The organism is bacterium (genome assembly GCA_036504735.1).
Classification (GTDB): domain Bacteria; phylum Electryoneota; class RPQS01; order RPQS01; family RPQS01; genus DASXUQ01.
In genome coordinates, this window is record DASXUQ010000002.1 from 207,616 (window position 1) to 229,712 (window position 22,097).

Annotated in this window: 26 protein-coding genes and 2 tRNA genes; all 28 read right to left on the minus strand. The window is 55.9% G+C overall.

The window, feature by feature from the left end:
• Window positions 1-294: 294 nt before the first annotated feature.
• Complete coding sequence (locus tag VGL38_01180) at window positions 295-2,049, minus strand: hypothetical protein (GenBank protein HEY3294031.1); 1,755 nt, start codon at window positions 2,047-2,049, stop codon at window positions 295-297.
• Window positions 2,050-2,109: 60 nt separating this feature from the next.
• Window positions 2,110-2,544 (minus strand): hypothetical protein, encoded by a 435-nt coding sequence (locus VGL38_01185; GenBank protein HEY3294032.1) that lies wholly within the window; start codon window positions 2,542-2,544, stop codon window positions 2,110-2,112.
• Between the two features lie 574 nt (window positions 2,545-3,118).
• Complete coding sequence (locus VGL38_01190; GenBank protein ID HEY3294033.1) at window positions 3,119-3,763, minus strand: hypothetical protein; 645 nt, start codon at window positions 3,761-3,763, stop codon at window positions 3,119-3,121.
• 642 nt (window positions 3,764-4,405) lie between these two features.
• Window positions 4,406-5,065, minus strand: coding sequence for a ThiF family adenylyltransferase (locus VGL38_01195; GenBank protein ID HEY3294034.1), 660 nt, complete (start codon window positions 5,063-5,065; stop codon window positions 4,406-4,408).
• A complete protein-coding gene (locus VGL38_01200) occupies window positions 5,065-5,790 on the minus strand; it encodes a hypothetical protein (protein HEY3294035.1) in 726 nt (241 codons plus the stop codon). Before VGL38_01200 ends, VGL38_01195 begins: the two co-directional genes overlap by 1 nt.
• Entirely contained in the window at window positions 5,759-6,907 is a 1,149-nt protein-coding gene (locus VGL38_01205) for a hypothetical protein (GenBank protein ID HEY3294036.1), read from the minus strand. Before VGL38_01205 ends, VGL38_01200 begins: the two co-directional genes overlap by 32 nt.
• Window positions 6,908-6,988: 81 nt before the next feature.
• Window positions 6,989-7,201, minus strand: coding sequence for a MoaD/ThiS family protein (locus tag VGL38_01210; protein HEY3294037.1), 213 nt, complete (start codon window positions 7,199-7,201; stop codon window positions 6,989-6,991).
• A 108-nt stretch (window positions 7,202-7,309) separates the two neighbouring features.
• A complete protein-coding gene (locus VGL38_01215) occupies window positions 7,310-8,410 on the minus strand; it encodes a tyrosine-type recombinase/integrase (GenBank protein HEY3294038.1) in 1,101 nt (366 codons plus the stop codon).
• 96 nt (window positions 8,411-8,506) lie between these two features.
• A tRNA-Ser gene (locus VGL38_01220) sits at window positions 8,507-8,599 on the minus strand.
• Window positions 8,600-8,741: 142 nt separating this feature from the next.
• The gene (locus VGL38_01225; GenBank protein ID HEY3294039.1) at window positions 8,742-9,170 is read right to left on the minus strand and encodes an ester cyclase; all 429 of its coding nucleotides are present in this window, start codon (window positions 9,168-9,170) and stop codon (window positions 8,742-8,744) included.
• A gap of 26 nt (window positions 9,171-9,196) precedes the next feature.
• A complete protein-coding gene (locus VGL38_01230) occupies window positions 9,197-9,625 on the minus strand; it encodes an ester cyclase (GenBank protein HEY3294040.1) in 429 nt (142 codons plus the stop codon).
• Between the two features lie 12 nt (window positions 9,626-9,637).
• A complete protein-coding gene (locus VGL38_01235; protein ID HEY3294041.1) occupies window positions 9,638-10,075 on the minus strand; it encodes an ester cyclase in 438 nt (145 codons plus the stop codon).
• Between the two features lie 139 nt (window positions 10,076-10,214).
• Window positions 10,215-10,646: a DUF1801 domain-containing protein gene (locus VGL38_01240; GenBank protein ID HEY3294042.1), complete on the minus strand. Its 432-nt coding sequence runs from the start codon at window positions 10,644-10,646 to the stop codon at window positions 10,215-10,217.
• Window positions 10,647-10,720: 74 nt separating this feature from the next.
• Complete coding sequence (locus VGL38_01245) at window positions 10,721-11,443, minus strand: creatininase family protein (GenBank protein HEY3294043.1); 723 nt, start codon at window positions 11,441-11,443, stop codon at window positions 10,721-10,723.
• A 152-nt stretch (window positions 11,444-11,595) separates the two neighbouring features.
• Window positions 11,596-11,686: transfer RNA gene (locus VGL38_01250), tRNA-Ser, on the minus strand.
• A gap of 51 nt (window positions 11,687-11,737) precedes the next feature.
• Complete coding sequence (locus VGL38_01255) at window positions 11,738-12,238, minus strand: hypothetical protein (GenBank protein ID HEY3294044.1); 501 nt, start codon at window positions 12,236-12,238, stop codon at window positions 11,738-11,740.
• A 15-nt stretch (window positions 12,239-12,253) separates the two neighbouring features.
• Complete coding sequence (gene yedF, locus VGL38_01260; GenBank protein HEY3294045.1) at window positions 12,254-12,589, minus strand: sulfurtransferase-like selenium metabolism protein YedF; 336 nt, start codon at window positions 12,587-12,589, stop codon at window positions 12,254-12,256.
• A gap of 105 nt (window positions 12,590-12,694) precedes the next feature.
• Entirely contained in the window at window positions 12,695-13,993 is a 1,299-nt protein-coding gene (locus VGL38_01265; protein HEY3294046.1) for a hypothetical protein, read from the minus strand.
• A 176-nt stretch (window positions 13,994-14,169) separates the two neighbouring features.
• The gene (locus VGL38_01270) at window positions 14,170-15,210 is read right to left on the minus strand and encodes an aldo/keto reductase (protein ID HEY3294047.1); all 1,041 of its coding nucleotides are present in this window, start codon (window positions 15,208-15,210) and stop codon (window positions 14,170-14,172) included.
• 59 nt (window positions 15,211-15,269) lie between these two features.
• Window positions 15,270-15,653, minus strand: a complete 384-nt coding sequence (locus tag VGL38_01275) for a VOC family protein (protein HEY3294048.1) — start codon at window positions 15,651-15,653, stop codon at window positions 15,270-15,272.
• Between the two features lie 16 nt (window positions 15,654-15,669).
• Window positions 15,670-16,320, minus strand: a complete 651-nt coding sequence (locus VGL38_01280; protein HEY3294049.1) for a hypothetical protein — start codon at window positions 16,318-16,320, stop codon at window positions 15,670-15,672.
• A gap of 46 nt (window positions 16,321-16,366) precedes the next feature.
• A complete protein-coding gene (locus VGL38_01285) occupies window positions 16,367-17,062 on the minus strand; it encodes a hypothetical protein (protein ID HEY3294050.1) in 696 nt (231 codons plus the stop codon).
• A 65-nt stretch (window positions 17,063-17,127) separates the two neighbouring features.
• Window positions 17,128-17,808, minus strand: coding sequence for a hypothetical protein (locus VGL38_01290; protein HEY3294051.1), 681 nt, complete (start codon window positions 17,806-17,808; stop codon window positions 17,128-17,130).
• Between the two features lie 108 nt (window positions 17,809-17,916).
• Window positions 17,917-18,198 carry a hypothetical protein gene (locus VGL38_01295; GenBank protein ID HEY3294052.1) on the minus strand — a complete coding sequence of 94 codons (282 nt, stop codon included), beginning with the start codon at window positions 18,196-18,198 and terminating at the stop codon, window positions 17,917-17,919.
• Window positions 18,199-18,376: 178 nt separating this feature from the next.
• Window positions 18,377-19,444 carry a magnesium/cobalt transporter CorA gene (corA, locus tag VGL38_01300; protein ID HEY3294053.1) on the minus strand — a complete coding sequence of 356 codons (1,068 nt, stop codon included), beginning with the start codon at window positions 19,442-19,444 and terminating at the stop codon, window positions 18,377-18,379.
• An 18-nt stretch (window positions 19,445-19,462) separates the two neighbouring features.
• Complete coding sequence (locus VGL38_01305; GenBank protein HEY3294054.1) at window positions 19,463-20,200, minus strand: hypothetical protein; 738 nt, start codon at window positions 20,198-20,200, stop codon at window positions 19,463-19,465.
• Window positions 20,201-20,223: 23 nt separating this feature from the next.
• Entirely contained in the window at window positions 20,224-21,057 is an 834-nt protein-coding gene (locus tag VGL38_01310; GenBank protein ID HEY3294055.1) for a hypothetical protein, read from the minus strand.
• Window positions 21,058-21,108: 51 nt separating this feature from the next.
• Window positions 21,109-22,095: a hypothetical protein gene (locus VGL38_01315; GenBank protein ID HEY3294056.1), complete on the minus strand. Its 987-nt coding sequence runs from the start codon at window positions 22,093-22,095 to the stop codon at window positions 21,109-21,111.
• Between the last annotated feature and the right edge of the window lie 2 nt (window positions 22,096-22,097).

Here is a 22,097-nt window from a genome sequence, read left to right on the forward strand (position 1 = left end):
GTATTCTCCGCGACATGTGGACTTGAAACTCTGGTATCGCGTCGTGCTGCGATCTCAGAAGGATATATGACTCGCATCGTACAACATTTCCCAGTATTCGATGAGCCAGTTACGCTTGCCGGCGAAGCATGCCTTGGGCAATCGAGACTCTCGGGTGATCAGGATATGTCGACATCCGGCGCTTCGTGATCAGCGCTCGGGCGAAGCAGGAACCGGCAAATGTTTTGATGCTATTCGTCTCCAACACATAAGACCATGCTCTCGTCAAGGTCGTCAGACAAACAAAGGGCCTGACTATTCTGCCTCGCAATTCAAATCACCTGGACAAATGCACACGTCTTTGACCCAATGAACCGCGCCTTCACCGCCAGACCAAGCCGAAAACGACAGAACTCCCTTATCGAACGGCTGCGAAACCGATGCACTCATAATCGTCGCACCATCCATGCCGACCTGAAGTTCACCATGATGATTCCTTACAGTTACAGCGTGCCACCGCTCATCATTGAAGTCCAGACCGTACTTGCTTGCAATCCGATTGCAGCCCTTCTGAGACAAGTCCGCAATGTAGGACCATGTACGATGCGTGCCGCAATCTCCTCGCATACCCCACTCATCGAAACCGATGGCCCAACCTATTGCAGAGTTATCTGCCGGGTGCAGCACTAGCATCACCTCGTCTGCAATACCTTGAACCTTGATGGCGAACGAAATTGTGAAGTCTTTGAGCGATTCTATCCCACCGATTTCAGCCCGACCCGTTGTGCCCTTCCCAGAGTTAAGTTTGATGGCATTTCCTACCATGACAGCCTTATCGTACAGTAGAAACGCTTTGGCATCGGAAGATTCTTGTGCGGCAATTCCGGGACGTAGGCATTGTGACGTGGCTGTCGCAACATCGTCGCGACGCGGATCTGATTCTGCACTTTGCGAAATCGCTGGTTCAGACTTGCTGGCTTCAACGCTTCGCTGAGATAATGTTTCACTCTTGCCGCTCAACAACTGTTTGATCTGACCAGTTAGCGATGCTATCCGCGCTTGTTCCGATTCGGCAGCGTTGCGCAACCGCCGTATTGAATCTTGCTTGGCCTCAAGTATTCCTTGCTTCTGGCGATATTCGGAAACTTCCTGTGACGTAACCTCTTCGTACACAGGCCATGTTTGATTGAAGGAACCGTAATCTTCTTTCAGTCGGACTTCGGAATCCTGGAGCCGTCTTACTGAAAGGTTGAACCACCCCTTCGACTGAAACGAGGTTTCCTTGGTGAACAGCACAGCGTGTCTTTCTGACGGCAGACGCCCATAGTACGTGTACTGCGGGAGGGCAACTTCATATTGCCCCCACCCAACATTCGCAATCATGAACGCTTCAAGCGACTCTGTATTCAGGGGCTGTATGTGAAGTGACTTCACATCATCTTCAAGGCGAGGCAGGTTTCGTTGTGCAATCACGCTCCTTGAATTTGCCTCTTGGATTGCACGAGCCGCATCCACCACTGCGGCCATGTACGGCAGCCTTTTTGTCCGCAGCGAAACATACCCTTGTCCCGTATTGATTAGACCAGCAACCCCTTCAAGACCACCATTCTGAGCCAGTCGCGTCATCTCCTGCTGAAAGAAACTATCCACCTTAGCAGGATCTGATGCAGCCAGCACTTTTCCAAAATCTTCGATGCACTTGCAAGTCGTTTGACTTTCGACATATGACCTACATAGCTGATTGATGTCACGGACTTCAAGGTTCCTTGCTGCATAACTCTTGACAAGGGCACAGAACGGTTCCTCTGGCATACCTTGGAAGGTTGTCAGACAGACTTCTAAGTAGTCTCTGCCGACCCCTTTTTGATTCTCGGGACTGAGGAGCAACTGTACCGCCTTGCTGACAATGGCGGTCTTCGTCGTGTCGTTCTGCTTTTGCTGAACGTAGGCAAGGATCTTATCGTACTTACCCTTGCGAGCCTTCTTCTCCAGCGATTCCTGATTTTCGCCACAGCCCTGAATCAACAAGGCTGCGAGGCATAACCAAACCAATATCCGTATTTGCTTCATTGGGTCTCCCGAAATAGACGAAAAGTGTTCCAACTGGATGTATCTGACTGTGCAGCGACACTATCGCGCTTTCTTTCCTACGTTGCCTGACTTCAGCATCTCGCCAGTTGAGGAGTCAATTACTTTGATGTCGAAGCGGTCTTCATTTATGCGGCGAAGAATGTAATTCACCATTGAACCCTGAAGAACTTGGGAGCCAGTAGGATCAACCATGAGAGCGCTCCACAGCGAACCATCCACGTAGACCGTCCTTTTCGCGATGTCTAGACCCTTTATCACACCCGTGCGAGCAGCTTCACGGACAATATCATCTCCCTGATCACCATATTTCTTAGCTTCTTCAGTCTCTGCCTTTATCACGGGCAACTCGTGTGACAGCCACTCGGACGGATTTTGTGTCTTTTCCGTCGCGGCAGTCTGGCCGGACTTGCAGCCCAAGACTACGAGTGCAATGGCTACCAGAAGTGTACACAGCAGGTAACGATAGGAATTCATCAGTCCTCCGTAGACGTGTTAACTCTCTGTGAATCCGGAATAGCTGCGAAAGTGGAACCCCCGGCATCTGACGCAACCGGAGGCACAAATGTTAAGCCAAACAAGACAATGGCAGGCACTGTGAAGTACAAGAACTCGGTAAACCACTCTTTCCAACGCACATAGTAGTCAACGCTATCCGCACGGGATGAATATTCTGTCTCTGGAGCGGGATGCACACCCCAAATCATGAATATCGGAGCGCGCATCTCTTTGATGTGTTCGTTAATCCCTCGCGAAGCTTGGTAACCGAACATGTTGTAGAAGATGTGCTCCTTAATTGGCGCGTAGAACACAGCGAAGAACAAGAAGGCACATACCCACATGATTCCGATGGCCCACCATACTCTTCTCCGTGTGGATTTGAGCCATCCACTGCTGCGTGATGCAGAACCACTATACGATGCGCCCACCTGATTGCCACATTTCGAGCAGAAGGTCGCATCCTCTGGCAATTGAGTGCCACACTTGGAACAGAACACTTGCTTACTCCGCGTTTAGTTTCGCAGTTCTATGTGAGCTTCCGCAAATCACTTCACTTTCGGTTTTCCGGTTTGACGCGATCCTTTGGGGCCATCAACAGTACCCACAACGGATCGCCTGGCATATCCATCTCAGATGCCATGATAGAGAGGTCATGCAAGTCCCAAGTCTTGATACAGCACACACCATTCACTTCTTGCGACTTTGGTTTGCCGTACTTCAACGTTAGCAATTCCAGTATTCGTGTCTTCGTGCTGGAGCTTGTAATCTCCAGTTTCTCGCCATACAATCCGGCTCTATCATAGGAGTAGGTGCGCGCATCTACTGGAATGCCGCTGAACGTTGCTTTGTCTTGGGGCGTTTGATATGTGGCAATGTCGTCCTTCTTTTCAAGCAGAATCAGGTACGGCATCGGCTGTGAACCCCACGCGAATTGTTCGTCTTCGCTTCGTTTCACTTCCGGCAGTTGATGGTTTTCAGCAGAAAGCGGTTGTGCGGGGTGTGTTGATCGGGCAACGGAATCTGAATGCAATTGCTGCAGTCGCTTCCTTGCGAGCGTCGAGATTGCGACGTCGGGATATGATTGAATGACCTCTTCATATTGTCCTTGGTCAAAGAGCTTCTGTGCCTTCTGCTCTTTGCTGGCACAGCCGATCAGAAGAAATCCGAGTAGTACAGCAACGAGAATATGCGTCATCTTTAATCCGTGCATGTTGACGTCGAGATTGTTCGTGCCACAGTATGTCGGGGTCCCACTTCAAGCGGAAGGCAGAATCTGCGTCTACAGCTGGGCAGATCCCGAGGCATCTCCAGCATTCGATTGCCACCGCACCTGGCTCACCGGCCGTGATTTCTGCTTCACCTTTTGTCTGGGTCCATCGACGCGGACAACTAACAACACGAGCGAACCCTGCGCTCGTAAAGCGGAGAATTCGCTCGTCTAAAGGTGCTCGGCTGGATAGAATCCCGCGATGACATGGTACGATATATTCTAACTTACTAATCTACAATAGGAAAGTCAAGTCAGTACATGTCGTCACTGATATTCCACTGACCACTGTAATTGCAGCATTGTCAGATACATGCATTTTCGCCAGACTGAGGATTACCTTACAGACTCAGATGAAACCTCGGTTTTGCTTCCAGCTGCTTCGAAAAAGTAAAAGAAGAGCCCGCTCGGACTCTTCTATGGTCAACCATCACCTGCGACGGCTGCGACCACTTCGGCGACACTGGTTGTCTCGGATTTTGTCGCAAGCGGTTTTCGCGCCGGTGGCGATGGCATCGATGATGTCACATGCGCCCTTGGCTTTCATTGCGGGAAATTGATTCCTCCTGGTTAGTCAGTCATCAAAGTGAATGTTGCCAGATCAAGAACCAGGCGGAAGGGCAACGCTTCCGCATTCACATAGCGCCTAATCATGCCGGTCAGGATGCTGCCGGCCATCATCGAGGTGTATCCGATGCTGCGATTGGTGCAGGGCTCCTGCAGTGTTTCCGAATCCGGCACAATCGTTTGGCTGTAAGCCACACGTTCTTCCCGGATCCCCGGCCGTACACAGTATACTACTAGTGTCTGCAGAGCCATGCGGCTATCGATGTACAGTTTCACATCCGGCTTCTGCCGCACCGATTGCCAGATCTGTTTGCGAGCCGACATGCTGTCCACTGCCGAGATCACGACTTCTGTCAAAGGCTGATCGGTGTAGAGCTGCGCCGTTGCATTCGGTGTGTGGCCACCGAGTTGCTCCATCAACTGTAGCATCGCACCGGCCTTGGTCATGCCGATATGATCGTCGCCATATAACTGGCAAGACACGTTTTCAGGGCTGACCACATCGGCATCCCAGGCTTGTAAACCGCAAACACCAATTTTCCCAAGCCCAAGGGCAGTAAACGAACCGATGCTGCCCAGGCCAATCAGCGTCACACCCAACGAGGTCAGGCGGGACATGTCGACAGCATCTGCCTGGCGAAGGAACCGGAGACTGTTGTCCATCAGAAGGGCCTCTCTTCACGTTCGAGTTCCTCCGGGTAATACCATTCCATCTCTTCCAGCAACTCGTCGTTGCTTAGGATGCCACGATCATTTGCCGCCCTTAAGTCACGCACATGTTCTTCAGTATCTCTCGACAGCGACCGGCGTCCGTTGAAGATGTGGCCGTCCTCCAAGACCTTCGCCTTGAATTCGGTCAGACACTGCTCGGCCATGCCATCGATCAATGGATAGGCAATCTCCCAAACCAAATCGGTCAGAAATAGATGGGCAGGGTGGAAAACGTCCAATCGGCACATGCTGTCGCGCTTCTTGTTGACCACAAGGGACAGCAGATAGCTCGCGTTGGCTAGGCCGTTGATGCAGTCATCATCCGTGCCCGACCAGAATACAGACATAGACCCGTGGCTGTGTGCCCAGCACCGAAGCTTCCGGCTATCAATGCCCTGCTGTTCGAGGTCGACCATCAGCTGCGAAACCGCTGCGGCATCCATGGTGGTCTCATCGGCGGAACATCGCTGCTTCACGAGGAAGAAGTCTGTCACTAGCAGTGCTGTGACCGCTCCCGAATCGGCATCGTGGATTTCGTCAACTAGACCGAGACAAGACACTTCTCCCTTCGCGATGTCTACCCACGACAAGAATCGCTGATAGGCCAGCGCACCTATCTGCACACGGATCCCAAGTTGCACCGGTTCACGCCGCGATTTCGTCTGCCACTGGCTCATGGCTTACCTCCTCGGTTTCTTCTTTTGGGCGGTTGGGACAGTTTTCCTCGTCGTGATCCAAGTCTACGTATTCGCCACAGAATTCACAGAAGTGGCATTCGTCGCATTCACTGATCGTGTGCCCATCGTACGAGTCACACCATGAACAGTACGGAGAATCGTCATCATCTGGCTCTTCGTAGTCTGGGGACCAGCGTTCGATCTTTTGGTACGGATCTGATGCGTTATAGCTTGTCAGGAATGTATGCACCAATTGAAACAGGCCCAGTAGGTCTATCTCGCCTGCTAATCTCTGGATTAGGCTACCACACGAGCCCCAGCAAACATTGCTTTTTTCGTCCGTGCAGTGTGGGTGAATGTAACCATTGACGTTAGTACCACCGCCGATGAACACTTTTCCCTGTCGCAGGTTCACAGTAACTTCGTACGGATCAAAGTGGTAGGTGTAGCCATCATAGTCAATATCAACTTCGTGCGTGACACCAATCACCGACTCGTCTTCAAAGCGGAAGGATTCGTAGACGGCTGGGACGAGCTTCATCAGATCGCAGAAGGTACGATTCGCTCGAGCCCGAATCCATTGCGGACTGTGCTGGAACATCTCCAGCAGATGTCGGTCGGTTTCCAGCTTGCGGGAAAGCTGCATCACTTGCAAGGACAAGCGTTCCAGTTCATAGCTGTCTTCTCTGATGGAAGACTGAAGCTCTCGCTTGCGATCACCAACACAACCTGCTATCGCCTCCACGAGTTGATTCTTATGTTCGTGGCGGTAAGTGCGACAGAGCTTGGGGAGATGTTGATCGAGTAGCTGTTTCGCAAAGCTAATAGCCGGCGGATGCTGAGAGCAAAACAGTAGCACAAGCCATTGCTTGCCGATCCGAGCCACGGGCATTTCATCGCATGTGATCAGATTTCCCGGCAGGAACTTTGCGAATGACGGTTCATGCAGAATTGCCATGTCGCCGATAGTCTTGGTCACCGTGGCGTTGCTCGGTATGGTGACCGCTAGACCTTCCCGATCCCACGATTCGGTCTGCCATTGGTCCGACAGCACCTGGATCGGCACGTGATGCTTCTGCGCATAGAAGCGCACGAGATCCTGAATCTGTTGAATCATCGGATTCTCCGGAGATGAGAAGAGCCCCAGTCGAAATGGACCAGGGCTCTTCCCATTACAGTAGGCAGTCAGGAATGCTGTCTACTGATCTCCGCCTTTCACCTGGGGGACGAGGGTCAGCACCGACCCTTCGGTCAGCACATCACTGTCGAATGCCGGACTGCCGTTCACATGCCGCGTGTACGAACTGTCCTTGGGGAAACCGGCCTGTTGGATCGCGGCTTCCACGGTGGTGCCTTCACCAATTTCGATCTCCTTCGCGGCGCGTCCTAAACACAACACCTTCACACGCATTCTTCTCTCCTTAGCTAAGGGTTAACGAAAATGGGCTCCGCACAATGCAGAGCCTTTCTTTGGTAACCTCTTATGCCAGGAATCAGGAATAAGATCTGGGACGAAGGTTCACTTCAGTGGTTTCGTTTCCGACAGTTGTAGCAACTTGACCGCAGCAGAGAGATGGTCTGGAGCGAGATGGGCGTATTTCATGGTCATTTCAATTGTCGTGTGCCCCAGCAGTTTCGACACTGTCTCTATGCCGACTCCCTTCATTACCAAGTGACTCGCAAATGTATGCCGCCACTGGTGCACATCGCCTTCCAAGCCCAAATCGCGAAGTATTTCCTTCAACGCGTGATACACCCGGTCACGATGCACTTGCCCTCCTTCGACACCTGTGAAGACGTAATTGTGCGCAGGCGATTTGGACTGACGCTTGATAATGGCCACAGCCGCTTCATTCAGCGGGATGATCCGGCGCTTCATCGTCTTTGGCGACCACCCTTCCTTCGCCTGCACGGTAATTGTAGGCGCTGGGCCCTTTAGGTTCACATCGTTCCACGTCAAGTACATTAACTCCGCTTTACGAAGGCCCGTGTAATACAGGAACTCGTAGATGTCACGGTAAGGTTGTTCCGCCTGTCCAAGAATTTGATGGACTTCGTCTTCCGTCCAATAAGGCGCGGCTTCGCCGACTTTGATGTTGCGGAACGGCTTTATCCGATACGCAGGGTTTTCGGCGAGCAGCCCTTCCTCGACAGCATGCTTGAATAGCGCCTTGACATGGTACAGTTGTACGTTCAGCGTCTTGGGCTCTTGGCCACCTTCGCGCATCGCTTCCAGGAACTCTTCAACAGTGGCACGCCGAATATCTCGCACTCTTTCCACAGTAGGATAAGCACGTGCCATGAAGTCAACGAAATGACGTGACAAAATATTATACCGCGTCATCGTAGCATCCGATACACGGCCCTTCTTCGCTCGCATGAATGCTTCCACCAGATCCGGAAGGCTTATTTCGCTGGCCTTCTTGGTCGGTTCTCCGACGTACACCGCTATGAGTTCATTGTAAACATCTACGGACCGTCTGGTCGCATCATCTTTTCGGGGTCCTACCACTTCTCGCATACGTACGCCGGTTTCGGGGTGGTAGTAGTCAATAAAATAGCTTCTTGTGCCGCTGCGGTTGATACGCGATCGCACAGCGGGCTTGGTTGGCTTATTCATGGTCGATTTTGGCTTTCTGAGCGTTAGGCACAATTTGGGCACCCCACGCCAAAATATAAAACGCACAACCCAGAAAATCAAGGGGTTGTGCGTTTATGGCGGAGAGACCGGGATTCGAACCCGGGGTACCGGTTGTGCCAGTACTCACGCCTTCCAAGCGTGCGCCTTAAGCCACTCGGCCATCTCTCCAGTGGCAAATACAATTTTCGGGGAGGGCTCACGCCTTCCAAGCGTGCGCTTTAAGTCCGTTCCGGCATCGCCGGAACGAGATCTCGATCCCGCCGGGCGGAATCGGACCACTCGGCCATCTCTCCTTGTGGCGAAGCCTAATTTACAACTTTTTCATCAAAGGAACAGGGGCTCCCAGATCCTCTGAGAATCCCTTGGAATCGTAGACGTTCTCAAGTTCGGCGATTTTGTCGTTTTCCACACGGAAAATCAGCGTCATCGGCATAACCACGTGCCGCAGGGAGGCAGGCATTCCCATAAAGGGCTTGGCATGGAAGGCCCGCGCCGTGACTTTGGCCACCACGCGGTCCTCTTCGGCGATCATCAGTCCCACTTCGGCGCAAAAGCCTTCAAAAGAATAGTGCATCATGCCAATCCACTCTTTGATAGCGCCCCGGCCGCAGATGACCCCCTGCGGGCCGTGAAACACAACGCCGTCGGAATAGATTTCGTCCACCGCCGCGAGGCTGCACGCGTTCAATACCTCGTCAAAATGCCGCTGCACCAGTGCCTTGTTCGAGTCTGCGGACACGGGAGCCCTCCTCGCAGGATCGTCGGTCAATGTTTCAAATGGTTGGGGAGCCAGGCCCCGAGTTGCTCGCGCACCCGCCGCGTATCATAGGCGACTTCGATTTCGGCGATGGTCAGCCCTTCGAAATGAAACAGCCAAAGCTGCGTCAGGGACATTTTTCGTCCGTTGGGCATCACCTCACCGAAGCGGCCCGTAAAGGTTGCGCGCACCGTGAGACGGCAGGCAACGTGGCATCCTTCGCGAATGCAGAGATCCAGCGACACGCGCACATCGGGAAAGGCCAGCAGACCTGCAGCGAGCACGCGCTTGAGTCCTGCCGGACCCATCATAGCGCCTTCCGGCAGGTGGCAAACCAGTTGCGGCGAGCAGTACTCCTCGATGGCCTCCAACTCGCGCGCCCGCAATACGCGGTCGACGAACTGTTCCGCGACCGTTTTTATGTCCGTATCAGGCATCGGTACTCCCGGTTATTCCCGGGAGATATTGAGCGCCGCCGGCAGAGCCACACCCAATTGTTCGAACAGCAGCCGGGTATCGTAAAAGGCTTCGATGTCTCTGATTCGATCCGCGGCAAACTGCATGCTGAAAGCCGTTGGCAAAGCGACCCGCCGTCCGGTGGCGGCGACACCGCGAAACGCATCGCTGTGGGTTCCCCTCATGACCGCGCGGCACATGGCGCGCTCGTCATCACAGACAACATATTCGACGACGTAGGTGCAATCCGGAAAAGCGCGGGTCCACTCCCCCAGCCAGCCCTTGACCGACGTCAGTCCCTTCACCACATTGATGGGCCCGTGATAGAAGATGTCGGGCGTCATCATTTCATCCAACAGATCGAGCCGGTTCTGATTCACCAGCTCTTCAAAGTAGCGCACCACACCCGTACGGTTGCTCTGTGCTGACATATGCGGGACTCCCTACCCAACGTTTCATTACTACCAGCAGGCGGCTGCCGCTATCGGCGGCAGTACAGGACGATTCGCAAAAGTGCTTTATTACGAATGGCGGATCATCTCCGCCCCCAAAACGCGTATGAGTTGACGCTTAGTCCTCGTCGGGCTGCGATACGGTGCGGGCAGGCATCCGGCGCACGGTTTTGCCGGCGTTGCACAGTTTCACGGCTTCCTTGACCAGTGCGGTCAGCGGACGGCGGCGGACATCTTTCATAGTCTTGACCTTGATGTGCCGCATGCCTTTGCCGCTGCCTTCGAGCAGGCCGTCGGGGTCCGCGAGTTCCGCGCCGCGGGCAAAGCCGAAGTTGATGTAATCCTTTTGCGCCGCGAGGTAGCAGACCGTGTCGTCGCCGCAGCAGAACCAAGGCTTGCCCCACTTGATCGTCTCTTCCAGCCGCGGGGAAGCACTTAGAACCAACTTGCGCAGCGCGCCGGCCAGTTCCTGCTGTTCCCACGGAAGTTTCCCAATGTACTCATCGACTTCGCGCACATTGATATCGCCGCATGAAGCTCGCTTCACCATTTTCTGCCTCCAACCAATCCTATACCGGCACCGCTGCCGGTGCCACAATCATCTCGACAGATTATGCTTTTAGATTACCACTGCATTGCTTCCCGCACACAGATCTCAATCGACTTTTTGAGCAGCGCTTCCCCCGCCTCGCGCGTGGCCCGGTGGGGATTCAGCCCCATGATACCGTCGGGATAAAGCCCGGCGAACGTCTGCACGGTGGGCACGTCGCGCGACGGCTTCACCGGCGCATCGCGTCCCGAAAGCCGCTCGAGTTTAACTCCCGCAGGCCGCACGGCGAGCATAAACGCGGTTTCCGCCGCGGATGCATGCGATCCCTGCTGCTCGCCCATCATCTCGACTACGACGCGATTGACTTCGGCATCCAGCCACCATGAGAAGACCTTCAGGCGCAGACCCGGCAGGTCCTGCGCCACCGTCTGCACGGCGTTGGAAAGCGAGGCGATGTTGCCGCCGTGGCCATTCACCACCAGAATGCGGCGGAACCCATGATGATAAGATGCGCGGAACAGGTCCTCGAGCACGGCGGTCAGCGTGGCCGGACGCAGCGTCAGCGTGCCGGAAAACCCCATCATAGCGCAGGATTCGCCGTAAGCCAACGTGGGCGCAACCGCCACGCCGCTGATCTGACCGGCTCCGACCGCTATGGCCTCTGCCTCGAGGTAATCCGTGCCTAACCCCAGATGCGGGCCATGCTCTTCGGTGGCACCGATCGGCAAAAGGACACGGTCATCGCGCGCCAGATAGTCCTGCATGTCTTTGAAGGACATGTCCGAGAAGAGGGGCATGGGGTTTCCATTCCGAAATTCGCGGGTACGACGGTCGTACACCTACGGCGGATTTATTGCATGGGATTCGACCGCGCCAAAGCCTGCGGTCATCTTCGCAAGACCCATCCCCCTGGGGATGGGTCTTGGCCACGGGATCCAACATCCCATGTTGGCGGTGAGGCAGGGATTCGAACCCTGGGTACTGACGAGCAGTACAACGGCTTTCGAGACCGCCGCATTCGACCACTCTGCCACCTCACCGGGTCGAAAGCTAAAAACCAAAATATCAAAAAGCCAAAATCAGAACCGAACTTATGCGGATGGGTTGTTCAAGTCGTCGGAGATGGTCTCCGGTTCGGCCACGGCAGGGGCAACAGGCTTTTTGCCGAAGACCTTGCCGGCGGCGAGGGTGAGCAGGCCTTGCACCGCACCACCCAGCAACGCGCCGATGGGCGCGCCGATCAGCATCCAGTTGCGGGACATGGCTTTCATTTCGTCCATGCTCATGCTCTTGCCCGCTTGCGCCATCTTGTCCATGGCCTCTTTGAACTTAGGAGTCTGAGCCATTTGGACGAAGTAGGAGTCAAACTGCATGAAGACGATCAGAGACGAGAGCAGCGAGGCAACGATTCCGGTCACGAAACCGTTCATGAAATATTTGCCTCCGGCGTATTGCCCCAGAATCAGGGCCACCACCACACCGATCAGCAGCGAAACCACCGTGGCTTCCCAGCCGGTCACCCAGCCGTTGACGGTGACAAAGCCCAGCACAATGCCGATCAACGCGAGTAAGAGATCTAAACCCCACCGCATGGCAACCTCCGTGGTTTAAACGGTGACCACGCTCTGCGAGTCCAGCAGGATCTTCACAATTTCCTGCATGTTACTGACCCGCTCACGGGCAATTTTGTCGTCCAGTCGGAAGTGTCCGACACAGGTGCCGCAGGCCACCAGCAGTACACCCATCTGGTTCAGCTCATTCAGCAGGTCCAGAACGGGTGAGCCGTCGGCCAATAATCTAACACCAGAATTGTAAAAAACAAGCTTATCCGGCTTATTTTCAGCATTTAGAAGCGTGCGCAAAAAGGCCCGCATCAGCTTGTCGCCGAGTTCATCGTCCCCGTGGCCGAGAACCTCGCTGTTGATCACAATGGTCTTGCTCATGACATCTATCTACCAAATGTACGATTTGTAGCGCAAAAATGCAAAACCCTTTTTAGACCGGGAGGCCTGAGGCGGAGAGGATGGCGCCGACCGTCGGAATTTGCCTCAGTGCTGCCGTTGCCCATCGCGCTTGTCGGGGTTCTTGGGCTCTTGTGGCCCTTGAGCCGGGTTCGGGATCGGGCTCTGGCTCGGGCCCTGACTCCGGTAGTTGATCGCCTGAACCTGAAAGAGCCCGTCTTCAAGAGGACGATTGAAGTAGACGTTGGAGATGTACTCGGATTCGATCAGGCGGTCGCCAAGGTAGCGGTCGATCCGGCCCGGAATGGTGTAGCCATCCGCAATGCTGAAAAAGCCGCTGGCTTCGGTGCGGGGAGGCTCCCGGTCAAAGAGCCGTTTACGCTCGAGGGCCACAAGGAAAAAATCGTCCTTGTCCACCCAGAGGCGCGCGCTGTCCGATTCGAGCTTGTAGCAGGCGCGGGTACGCCAGACCTCCGAGCCCTTCACCGCCGTTTCGTATTCCAGATCGCGCCAGTAATCATGTCCGGGAACCACGGGGAAATCGAAATCCTTGTCCGCAGGATGATAGATCCGGCGGGACTCTCCATTGGTCACTTCCCAGAGCAGTTCGCCATCGAAGATCCGGACCACAACCATGGAGTCCGAATAAGGCGTAGAGATATTCGGCTTGGGATACTGCCGCAATGGCTCCGGCTCAGAATACGGCACGTAGGATGTGGGCGGCGTTCTGGGCGCACTCTGAGGCTGCGTGGCGGGCTGCACAACAGACGGATCGATGATCGTCGCCGGCTGCACCGGGCTTCTCTCGTGCACTCGCGGCGGCGGGGTGGCCGGTGCAGGCTCAACCACAGGCTGTTGGGCCCGTAGCGCGGGGGTTGCGGGTTGTACCGGCGCGGGCGCGGGCTTTTCTACGGCCGGCGGCGCAGGCGTGGGTGTGGGAGCCGGTGCAGGCGCAGCCGTGGGTGCCGGTGCAGGCTGCTCTTTGGCTGCCGGTGGCGCGGGTGGTGCCGGTGGAGGACTCTTCTTGGGAAGCGTGTCCTTCAGCGCGGCAGGAGAATCATTGCCGTCGGCAGGCGGTGCGGGATGCACACCCGCCGGTTTTTCCGCTGCCCCGTCGTAGATGATGCGGCCACGATGCGGAATCAGTGTGCGGGTTTCCCGGCGCCAGCGTCCGCCCTTCACCATATTGGTGAAGGTGGACTCATAGGCTACGCCGTCCTTCCACGTGGTACGGGAGCCGGTGATCACCACGGTTTCGACATTCTGCATCATCCGGAATTCGTAATCCCGGGCGGCCTGCCGAAAGCCTTCAAAATCCAGCGCGGGTGCCAGAGACACAAAGCCCAAGATCACCAACGCCATCAGACTCATCCGTCGTACAACCATGTTGGCCTCCTCAGAGAAGCTGACGATCTGAAAGGCTGAAATTGCGGAAATGCTGAAAGCAACCCCCGAGCTCACCCCCCATAGTCCCCCCTTATTCTAAGGGGGGAGACCCGACTGATCCTTCCCCCTTTGAAAAAGGGGGAATAAGAAGGGGGTTCCGCTCTTCAGGCACTCTATTATCTCTTTTCGATGACGGCGCCGGCGGTAAGGAGTTTCTGGACTCCTTCGGATGCGAGGAAATCGTGGGGGAAGCCCATTTCGATGCGGCTGATCTCATTGAGATGAGTGAGCAGATCGGAAGAGAGCATAAAATCGAGACAGGCAAGATTGTCTTCCAATTGCTGCACGTTGCGCGCACCGAGAATCACACTGGTGACTCCCGGCTGGGCGAGGACCCAAGCCAAAGCGATTTGCGCGGGCGAACGGCTGTCATCCTTGGCAATGCGCTGGACCTCGGCGGCCAGGTGCAGTTTGCGCTCCGTCAGACCCTGCGCCGCGCCGGTGACTTCCAGTCGCGGTTTCTCGCCGTTGGAGTGCGGCGCATTGTATTTTCCGGTCAGCACCCCCGCGCCGAGGGCGCCCCACGGTGTGATGCCGATTCCCAATTCCCGCGCCATGGGCACAAGTTCGCGTTCGATGTCACGGTCGGCAAGGCTGTAGCGCACCTGCAAGCCGATGAAGGGCGACCAGCCGCGCAAGGTGGCCAGCGTGTTGGCCTGAGAGACTTTCCAGGCCGGTGTGTCGGAGACGCCGACATACAGGATTTTGCCCGCGCGCACCAGATCGTCGAGCCCCCGCATGGTCTCTTCGATGGGCGTCATCGCATCCCAGGCGTGCATCCAGTAGAGGTCGATGTACTCGGTGCGCAGGCGGCGCAGACTGGCTTCCACCGACTGCACCATGTTCTTGCGGCTGTTGCCCGCCGAGTTGGGATCGCCCTCGCGGGTGAAGACCGTAAACTTGGTGGCCAGCACAAACTGCTCGCGGCGGCCTTCGAGAAATTCGCCGACGAAGGTTTCGCTGGTGCCTTCGGTGTAGCGGTTGGCGGTGTCCACAAAATTTCCGCCGCGCTCCGCATACAGATCAAACATGCGGCGGCACTCATCCTTGTCGGCACCCCAACCCCACTCGGTGCCGAACGTCATGGTACCCAGACAGAGCGGCGAGACGCGCAGACCGCTGCGTCCCAGCAGGCGATAATGATTCAATTGAGGCATAAGTAACTCCGTGAAGAATAAAAGCAAAAAATAAAAAGTGAAAATTCGAAAATGACAAATTAGCGCGCGGCGGGGTCATTCTGCTCGATGCCGAAGATGTTGCCGTCGGTGTCCTTGACGTAGGCGATCCAGCCGACACCGGGGATGGGCATCTTGGGCATGGCCACGCTGCCGCCGTGGGAGAGGATCTTCTGGAGGTAGGCGTCCACCGAGTCCACGGACACGGTGCAGACATAGGCGATGACGCTGTCGCCGTTGATCGCGCCGTGGCGTTTCATCAGGCCGCCGTTAATACCGGGTTCCTCTTTGGGTCCGGTGGTAATCAGCCAGTACTCCATCGGCCCTTCCCACTTGACGATGGTCCAGCCGAACACATCCCGGTAGAATTGCGCAGCGCGTTCGGGATTCTCCGCATGAATGTCAAAATGTACGACTCGGGGCATGATGACTCCTCTGCGATTAACCGTTTACCTGCATGGGCGGATAGGCCCAATGCTTCTGTTCGCCTTCGGCGGCGATGGAATCGAGATCGGCGCGGGAGAGATGATGCACGGCAACGAGGCTGTCCACGGCGGAAAACTCTCCAAGCGGATGCAGCTCGGGAAATTTGTCCTGCATCAGTTTGCGGAACACGATGCGGCGCTGGGCATCGCTCAGGCCAAAGCGGTCCGAGCGAGGAACCGAGAACTGCGCCCATTGCACGTCATCCCATTGCAGGTGGGGCGTGCTGTCGGCGGGACCCTTGTAGAGTATGGCCAGCCACTGGTCCATCTCCGAAGCGGCGTGCTCGGGTGTGGCATAAGCGGTGATTTCAATGTCCGAGGCGCGCGGGCGGAATTTGAAACCTCGGCGGGCATCGGCGGCCCGGTAATACTTGCGCAACACGGACTCGACGGCAGGCTTGGTGACGCCATCGGTAAGAACGAGCGTAACGAAGATCTTGGTCATGTGGTGGCGGTCGAAGACCTCGTCGCGCACCTTGTAATAGCTCAGGCCGAAATCGGAAAGCAGCGGCAGCGGATTGGGCGTGTTCATGCGCACATGGGCCGAGCCTTCGGGGGGCACAGGCCGGTCCGTCTTGCAGGAGCAGAAGAGCAGCGAGAATGCCACATAAGTAACAGAGAACTGAAGTAAAACGGCTATGGATGATCGATGTCTACGTGTCCGCTCCACGCTCATCAGGCGGACAATACCCCTTCTTAACCATAACTTCATGCTGCTCTCGCTTTAGCTCGTCTTTGGTCTGCATAATGATTTGAATCTTCGATGTGCCGCGCGCAACGCTCTCCATCTGACTCGCCATCTTTTCGACCTGTCTCGCGATCATATAGAGGGGTGGGTCTCCGAGATGAGAAAAGCCCTTGAACTCGTTCAAATCGATCTTGAAGACCTCATCGTGCTGGTCACCATGCGTGTCGCGGAATAAGGCTTTGATCTCGAAGCACGGAACCTGTCGCTTTGTCCCCGGTTCGAACGCTCCCAGCATACTTGTATAAAAGAATTGTATCTTTTGACCCGGGGCTAAGTAGTTGATTCCGTTCTTGAAGAAACCAATATCTGCAAGCGGCGTGTCAGGCGAATGCTCTTCGCCGCTGATAATTGTGAACTTGACGTCTAGTGCGGCGGCAGTCCCAATATTCCGAATGACGATGTCGATCCAGTTAATCTCTTCCTCGTGCGGCACCGGGTACACGGTCAAGCAAGGCATCGCTTGAGCTCGTCGCATCTGTCGTGTTTCGGAAACTAGCCGCGACGTAAGAATCACGTACACAATTGTCGCAATTGTCACGAGCCCGCTGAAGACAACGGTAAACGCTCCGCTATTCTCGTTCAAAAAGTCGAGCGCACTCACGGCCCCTATCCTCTGATTCTGATAATGATACTTTCTAAGCTCGACACCTCACGAACTCTCATAGCTCACTCTTCAGGAGGCAGCGGAAGCGGCCAATCCTTCTGCATGCCCTCAACGGCGATGTCGCTCAGATTGTCAATTGTCACACCATACCTGAGAGCGATCACTGCCTTGAGCTTTGCCTTGTCAGCGTCACTCCGCGCAATATCCTCAGCATGAACGATTTCTTGAAAAACAGATTTCCTCTGACTTTCCGTCAAGCCAAAGGATTTTGACTCGTCATTTGTTTGTGGATGCAACTGCGCTTGATTTAACTCGGTTTTCGGTGCCGCGCCTTCACCTTCCATATGTAGCATGCCAATCCATTGGCCCATTCCAGAACGGGCATGCTCCTCACTAACGTAGGCGTAAATGTAAATACGATTTGGATGACTGGCATGTTTGAACCCGCAACGCTCTTTTGCATCAACATACAGGTCAAACAGTAGAGTCTCTAACTTCGACTCCGTAATGTCATCTAGAACCAGCACGTCTTGCGTTATCTGAGTTTTGAGAGGCGAGTCGTACACCTCATCGCGCAAAATCTTGTGTTTCAGCACGGGAACCCCACTAACTTGAGTTTTGTCGTGAATGATACCTATCAGATTCTGCGCCTTGGGTTTGTCAATACGGGCGCATGACGTGAAAATCACAGCAACCAGCCAAAGCCCGAGAATGCAAACTCTTCGGACATGGCAAGGTTCCATGGCCGTTTTCCCTATGGGTCGCATAGCCTTCGCCTGTTCTATAATTTGCTCGGGTCTGGGTTATTGGACCAAGCTTCAAAGCGAATTATAGTGTCGGTCCAACTCAGGTTAGACTTCCGTCAACACGTAGCCTTCGGGCTCGACCTCTTCCCACAGATCAAAATCATCATCGGCCACGGCGGCGCGGGCCAGCGGCGCCAGACGGTCCCAGGCGTCGCGCGATTCGAAGATCGCCAGCCCCACCAGCGCGCCGGATTTCTCATCCTTCAGTGTATGGATCTCCCGGCATCCGGGTTTGCCGCGCACCGCCGTTCCGAAGCGATGCATGGAATCGATCAGCTCGGCTTCATACTCTGCGTGCGGATGATGGACAGACATGACAATGAACATAAAGCCTCCTTGCAGAAAAGGCTGAAAGCCCCCTTATGCTAAGGGGGAGACCCGACGACCGATGAGACGGTTTCGCAAGGCGGGGCAGGGCTAAGTCCCAAGAGCCCTGCCGCCGCGAAGCTCTGATCCTTCCCCCTTTGAAAAAGGGGGAATAAGAAGGGGGTTCTGATTCTTGAGTCTACATCCAGCCTTTGCGGCGGAAGTAGTAGAGCATGCCGGCGACGGTGCAGAGCATCAAGGCAAGGGCGGCGGGGTAGCCCCAAGGCTCAGACAGTTCCGGCATGTACTTGAAGTTCATGCCCCACAGGCTGGCCAGAAAGGAGAGCGGCAAGAAGATGGTAGCAATGACGGTGAGCACCTTCATCACCGCGTTCAGCCGCAAATTCACGCCGGACAGATACATGTCGAGGATGGCGGAGAGCATGTCGCGGTAGGTGTCCACCGTATCCATGGCCTGCACCGCATGGTCATAGACGTCGCGGAAGTAGACGGTCGTCTCCCGCGTGATGATCGGCGATTCGCCGTGCACCAGCACACCGATCACGTCGCGCAGAGGCCAGACCGCTTTGCGCAGATAGATCATCTGCCGCCGCAGGCGGTGAATCTCGGCAAGGTCGCCCGGATCCGCGCCTTCGAGGATCGCGTCTTCGAGAGCCTCGGTTTCATCGCCAAGCTTCTCCAGCGTGAAGAAGTAGTTGTCCACCACCGCGTCCATCAGGCGGTAGCACAGATAGTCCGGTCCCGTGGACCGGATGCGGCCCTGCGTAAGCCGGATGCGCTCGCGGACAGGTTGGAAGATGGCGTTCGGCTGCTCCTTGAAAGAGAGCACGAAATTCTGGCCGACCACGAGGCTGATCTGATCGGTCTGCACATCCGTCTCGCTGTTGCCATAGGCAATCAGGCGAATGACGATATAGAAGACGCTGCCGTAATCTTCGAACTTGGGACGCTGGTCGGTGTTGACGATGTCTTCGACAATCAGCGGATGCAGATTGAACTGCTTGCCGATCTGCTCCAACGCCTGCACATCGCCGAGGCCGGATACATCCAGCCAGAGCACACCTTCGCGCCCCAGCCAGCCGGAGACCTCTTCGACATTTTGCAGCTCGCGCTCGGTGATGGAACCGGGCGTGTAATGCAGCGCGGTAATGACGGTGTGCGGGCTCTTGACCTCTCCGGTGGCAACGGGAGTTCCCGGCGGCAGCCCGGCTTTCTGTGAGCGCCGCTTGCGGTGGCGATGCGGCATAGGCTTCGTGGCCCGAAGTTAAGGAGCGACCGGATCGAGACTCATTTTACCCGGATCGAAAAGGTCATCGGAAAGGCCGGTGTTGAAGGTGACGGACTGCACGAGCACCGTGGCCATCAACCGGTCCCCGATGTACATATCGGTCTTCTGCGGAATTTTCAGATCGCCGGTCACCGTGTGGAAATTGGACGCTTCCCAGCGCGTGACCGCGCCGGACTGCTGGACTTCCTCGTGCTGCAGGACGACCTGCATTTCCTTATCCAGCCACAGGCGGTGAGTGGTGGAGCTGATCTGCACATCGATCACGCGGCAGTCACGCCCGCGCAGCATCTCTTCCCCGCCAAGCTTCGTATTCTCGGGGGTGAACAGCCAGCAGACGAAATTGGGATCCTGCTGATTGCGGGCGCTGCCCTGGCGCTGATGCTTGCCGCCGGAGCGGTTCAGCGTCCACGTCATGTTGTCGTCACTGATGCCGACGAATTCGAGCGGCCGCGTGGAGTTCGTGGATTCGCCCTGCGGCGAAACATCCATGCGAATCTTGCCGCCCTTCTGACGGATCGTGTGCACCGAGGGCACGTCCCCGTCAGGGGAGTGAATGATGAAGTCGGTGACGATGGTCAGATCCTGCACGCCCGAATGCCGGCTGGCGCAGCGGGCTTCGAATTCGCAGAGCGCCACGGGCAGATCCGCGGCGGACGTGAAGCTGACGGTGCCAAGAGTCAGCGCGGCAAAAAACAGCGCGAGTGTGTTGCGCATCCTGTAGGGTCTTTCGCTGCCGATTACTTCTTCGGCGGTTCGGTGCTGTCCGGCATCGGCTCTTGGGCGGTATCCCCGCCCTGCTGCTGCATCAGTTGGCGCAGCATTTCTTCCATGTCGGACTTCTTCACCTCGATCCGGTCGGCATCGAACAGGGTATCGGAGAGTCCGGTGTTCACCGCAATGGTGCGCACGGTCATCGTGGCCACCACGGTGTCGCCGCTGAAGACTTCCATCTTGTAGGGATAGTCGTAGTGGCCGAGCACCGGGCGGAAATCGGAGAGCATCCAGCGCAGCACGTGGCCTTCGCCGTCCTTGCTTTCGCCTTTGAGCACATCGAACTTGGCCTTGTCCAGCCAGTAGCGGTCATTGATGCTGTCCGGCCTGCCGCTCTCGACAATCCAGCACTCGCGGCCATTGACCGTTTCGCTGCCGGCGACGCGCGCGTTCTCGAACTTCAGGCCCCAGCAGTTGGCGCTGCTCGGGTCGCCCTTCTCCGGAATCTGCTGCTTGCCGACCATCGGCGAAATCAACCACGTATTCCTGCCGTCACTGATGGTGGTGACCTTGCCCATGCCCGAGGCCATCATGCTGGTATCCGCGCCGGGAGGCGGCAGCATGTTCATTTCCATGCGCGACTTGTCGCCCTTCTCGAAGGACTTCTGCTCGGCGGTGATGGTGCCTTCGGGCGACGGAATGGTGATATCCTGCATGATGGTCATATCGTGGATATCGGTGTGCTGCCGCGAGCATTTGTCCAGGGCCTTCTGCAAAGCGTCCTGACCGGCCTGGGCAAACAGCGAACCGCCCGACAGTAGGAGAACCGCGGGCAGCAGGACACGTATCGTATAACGCATGATCATCCTTTCGTAAGGGTAGTAGTGACCGGAACGGGCCGGGGGCGGCGTCTACATGCCTTCGGCAATGGCGTCGTGCCCCTGTTCAAACATAACATCGTCCCAGAATTGCAGGATGTCATGCTCTTCGCGTTCAGTGGAATATTCTTTCGAGACAAAAGCGCGGGCCGCATCGGCCTTTTCCTGCATACCTTGCGGAGCAACACGGTACAGTTTCAGAACGTCTTCGACCGTGCGGGCGACGCTCAAAATGTCGCCGACCGGAACCGGCCAGCAGAAGCTTTCACGGTAGAACTCGCGACCGCCGAAACCGTGGTAGCCAATCACCAGTGCGCCGGACATCATGGCTTCGATGGGCGCGGCGGGCAGGCCCTTGGGATAGCCAAAGCTCAAAAAGATCAGCGACTCCTCGAGAGTCTGCGCCGTGTCGCGTTCGCTCTTGCCGTCGATCTTCTGCACATCCACGCCGCCGAGCGCGTCGCGGAATTTGAGGATATTGACGACTTGCCGCGCCTCTTCGGGATGCTTGCGCGCCATAAAACTGATGCGCAGCGGTTTGTCTTTAAGCGGACGGAAGCGGAAGCGGGATGGATCCACCGCCGTGTGAATGCGGTGCACCTTCAAATTGGGAAACACGTACCCCAGATAATCGCGGCTGTCTTCGGAAACCGTCATCACGCCCACCAGACCGGGATCGCGATAGGCGGTTTCGAAGTCACGGGGATCCAGCGAGTAGCCGATGAACGTGTAGTACGCGTTCTGGCTGAAGATAATCTTCTTGGCGTCTTTGAACACATTGGTCGCTCGCGGTCCGTAGACCTCGGGGATTACCACGAAGTCGAAGGCGTCGGGATCAATCTTGTTCCAATACTCGACGCGGGTGTCGTTCTCAAACCAGTTGGCGCGGAAGCCCTTTTTCTTATGGACAATCGCGGCCTGAAAACTGTTGCGGTTCAGAACATCCACATGGCGGTACAGGACTTTGATGCCGCCGATGGGTTTATTTTCGTCCGGGCAGAGGTAGTAGATCGTATTCACAG

Excerpts from the sequence above, each read along its gene's own strand:
- VGL38_01265 (HEY3294046.1), bottom strand. The coding sequence starts at position 13,993 with ATGGTTGTACGACGGATGAGTCTGATGGCGTTGGTGATCTTGGGCTTT.
- VGL38_01245 (HEY3294043.1), bottom strand. The coding sequence starts at position 11,443 with ATGCCCCTCTTCTCGGACATGTCCTTCAAAGACATGCAGGACTATCTG.
- VGL38_01270 (HEY3294047.1), bottom strand. The coding sequence starts at position 15,210 with ATGCCTCAATTGAATCATTATCGCCTGCTGGGACGCAGCGGTCTGCGC.
- VGL38_01200 (HEY3294035.1), bottom strand. The coding sequence starts at position 5,790 with ATGAGCCAGTGGCAGACGAAATCGCGGCGTGAACCGGTGCAACTTGGG.
- VGL38_01310 (HEY3294055.1), bottom strand. The coding sequence starts at position 21,057 with ATGCGTTATACGATACGTGTCCTGCTGCCCGCGGTTCTCCTACTGTCG.
- yedF (HEY3294045.1), bottom strand. The coding sequence starts at position 12,589 with ATGAGCAAGACCATTGTGATCAACAGCGAGGTTCTCGGCCACGGGGAC.
- VGL38_01215 (HEY3294038.1), bottom strand. The coding sequence starts at position 8,410 with ATGAATAAGCCAACCAAGCCCGCTGTGCGATCGCGTATCAACCGCAGC.
- VGL38_01290 (HEY3294051.1), bottom strand. The coding sequence starts at position 17,808 with ATGGAACCTTGCCATGTCCGAAGAGTTTGCATTCTCGGGCTTTGGCTG.
- VGL38_01295 (HEY3294052.1), bottom strand. The coding sequence starts at position 18,198 with ATGTTCATTGTCATGTCTGTCCATCATCCGCACGCAGAGTATGAAGCC.
- VGL38_01275 (HEY3294048.1), bottom strand. The coding sequence starts at position 15,653 with ATGCCCCGAGTCGTACATTTTGACATTCATGCGGAGAATCCCGAACGC.
- VGL38_01185 (HEY3294032.1), bottom strand. The coding sequence starts at position 2,544 with ATGAATTCCTATCGTTACCTGCTGTGTACACTTCTGGTAGCCATTGCA.
- VGL38_01305 (HEY3294054.1), bottom strand. The coding sequence starts at position 20,200 with ATGCGCAACACACTCGCGCTGTTTTTTGCCGCGCTGACTCTTGGCACC.
- VGL38_01205 (HEY3294036.1), bottom strand. The coding sequence starts at position 6,907 with ATGATTCAACAGATTCAGGATCTCGTGCGCTTCTATGCGCAGAAGCAT.
- VGL38_01235 (HEY3294041.1), bottom strand. The coding sequence starts at position 10,075 with ATGTCAGCACAGAGCAACCGTACGGGTGTGGTGCGCTACTTTGAAGAG.
- VGL38_01195 (HEY3294034.1), bottom strand. The coding sequence starts at position 5,065 with ATGGACAACAGTCTCCGGTTCCTTCGCCAGGCAGATGCTGTCGACATG.
- VGL38_01230 (HEY3294040.1), bottom strand. The coding sequence starts at position 9,625 with ATGCCTGATACGGACATAAAAACGGTCGCGGAACAGTTCGTCGACCGC.
- VGL38_01210 (HEY3294037.1), bottom strand. The coding sequence starts at position 7,201 with ATGCGTGTGAAGGTGTTGTGTTTAGGACGCGCCGCGAAGGAGATCGAA.
- VGL38_01190 (HEY3294033.1), bottom strand. The coding sequence starts at position 3,763 with ATGACGCATATTCTCGTTGCTGTACTACTCGGATTTCTTCTGATCGGC.
- VGL38_01255 (HEY3294044.1), bottom strand. The coding sequence starts at position 12,238 with ATGCGGTGGGGTTTAGATCTCTTACTCGCGTTGATCGGCATTGTGCTG.
- corA (HEY3294053.1), bottom strand. The coding sequence starts at position 19,444 with ATGCCGCATCGCCACCGCAAGCGGCGCTCACAGAAAGCCGGGCTGCCG.
- VGL38_01240 (HEY3294042.1), bottom strand. The coding sequence starts at position 10,646 with ATGGTGAAGCGAGCTTCATGCGGCGATATCAATGTGCGCGAAGTCGAT.
- VGL38_01180 (HEY3294031.1), bottom strand. The coding sequence starts at position 2,049 with ATGAAGCAAATACGGATATTGGTTTGGTTATGCCTCGCAGCCTTGTTG.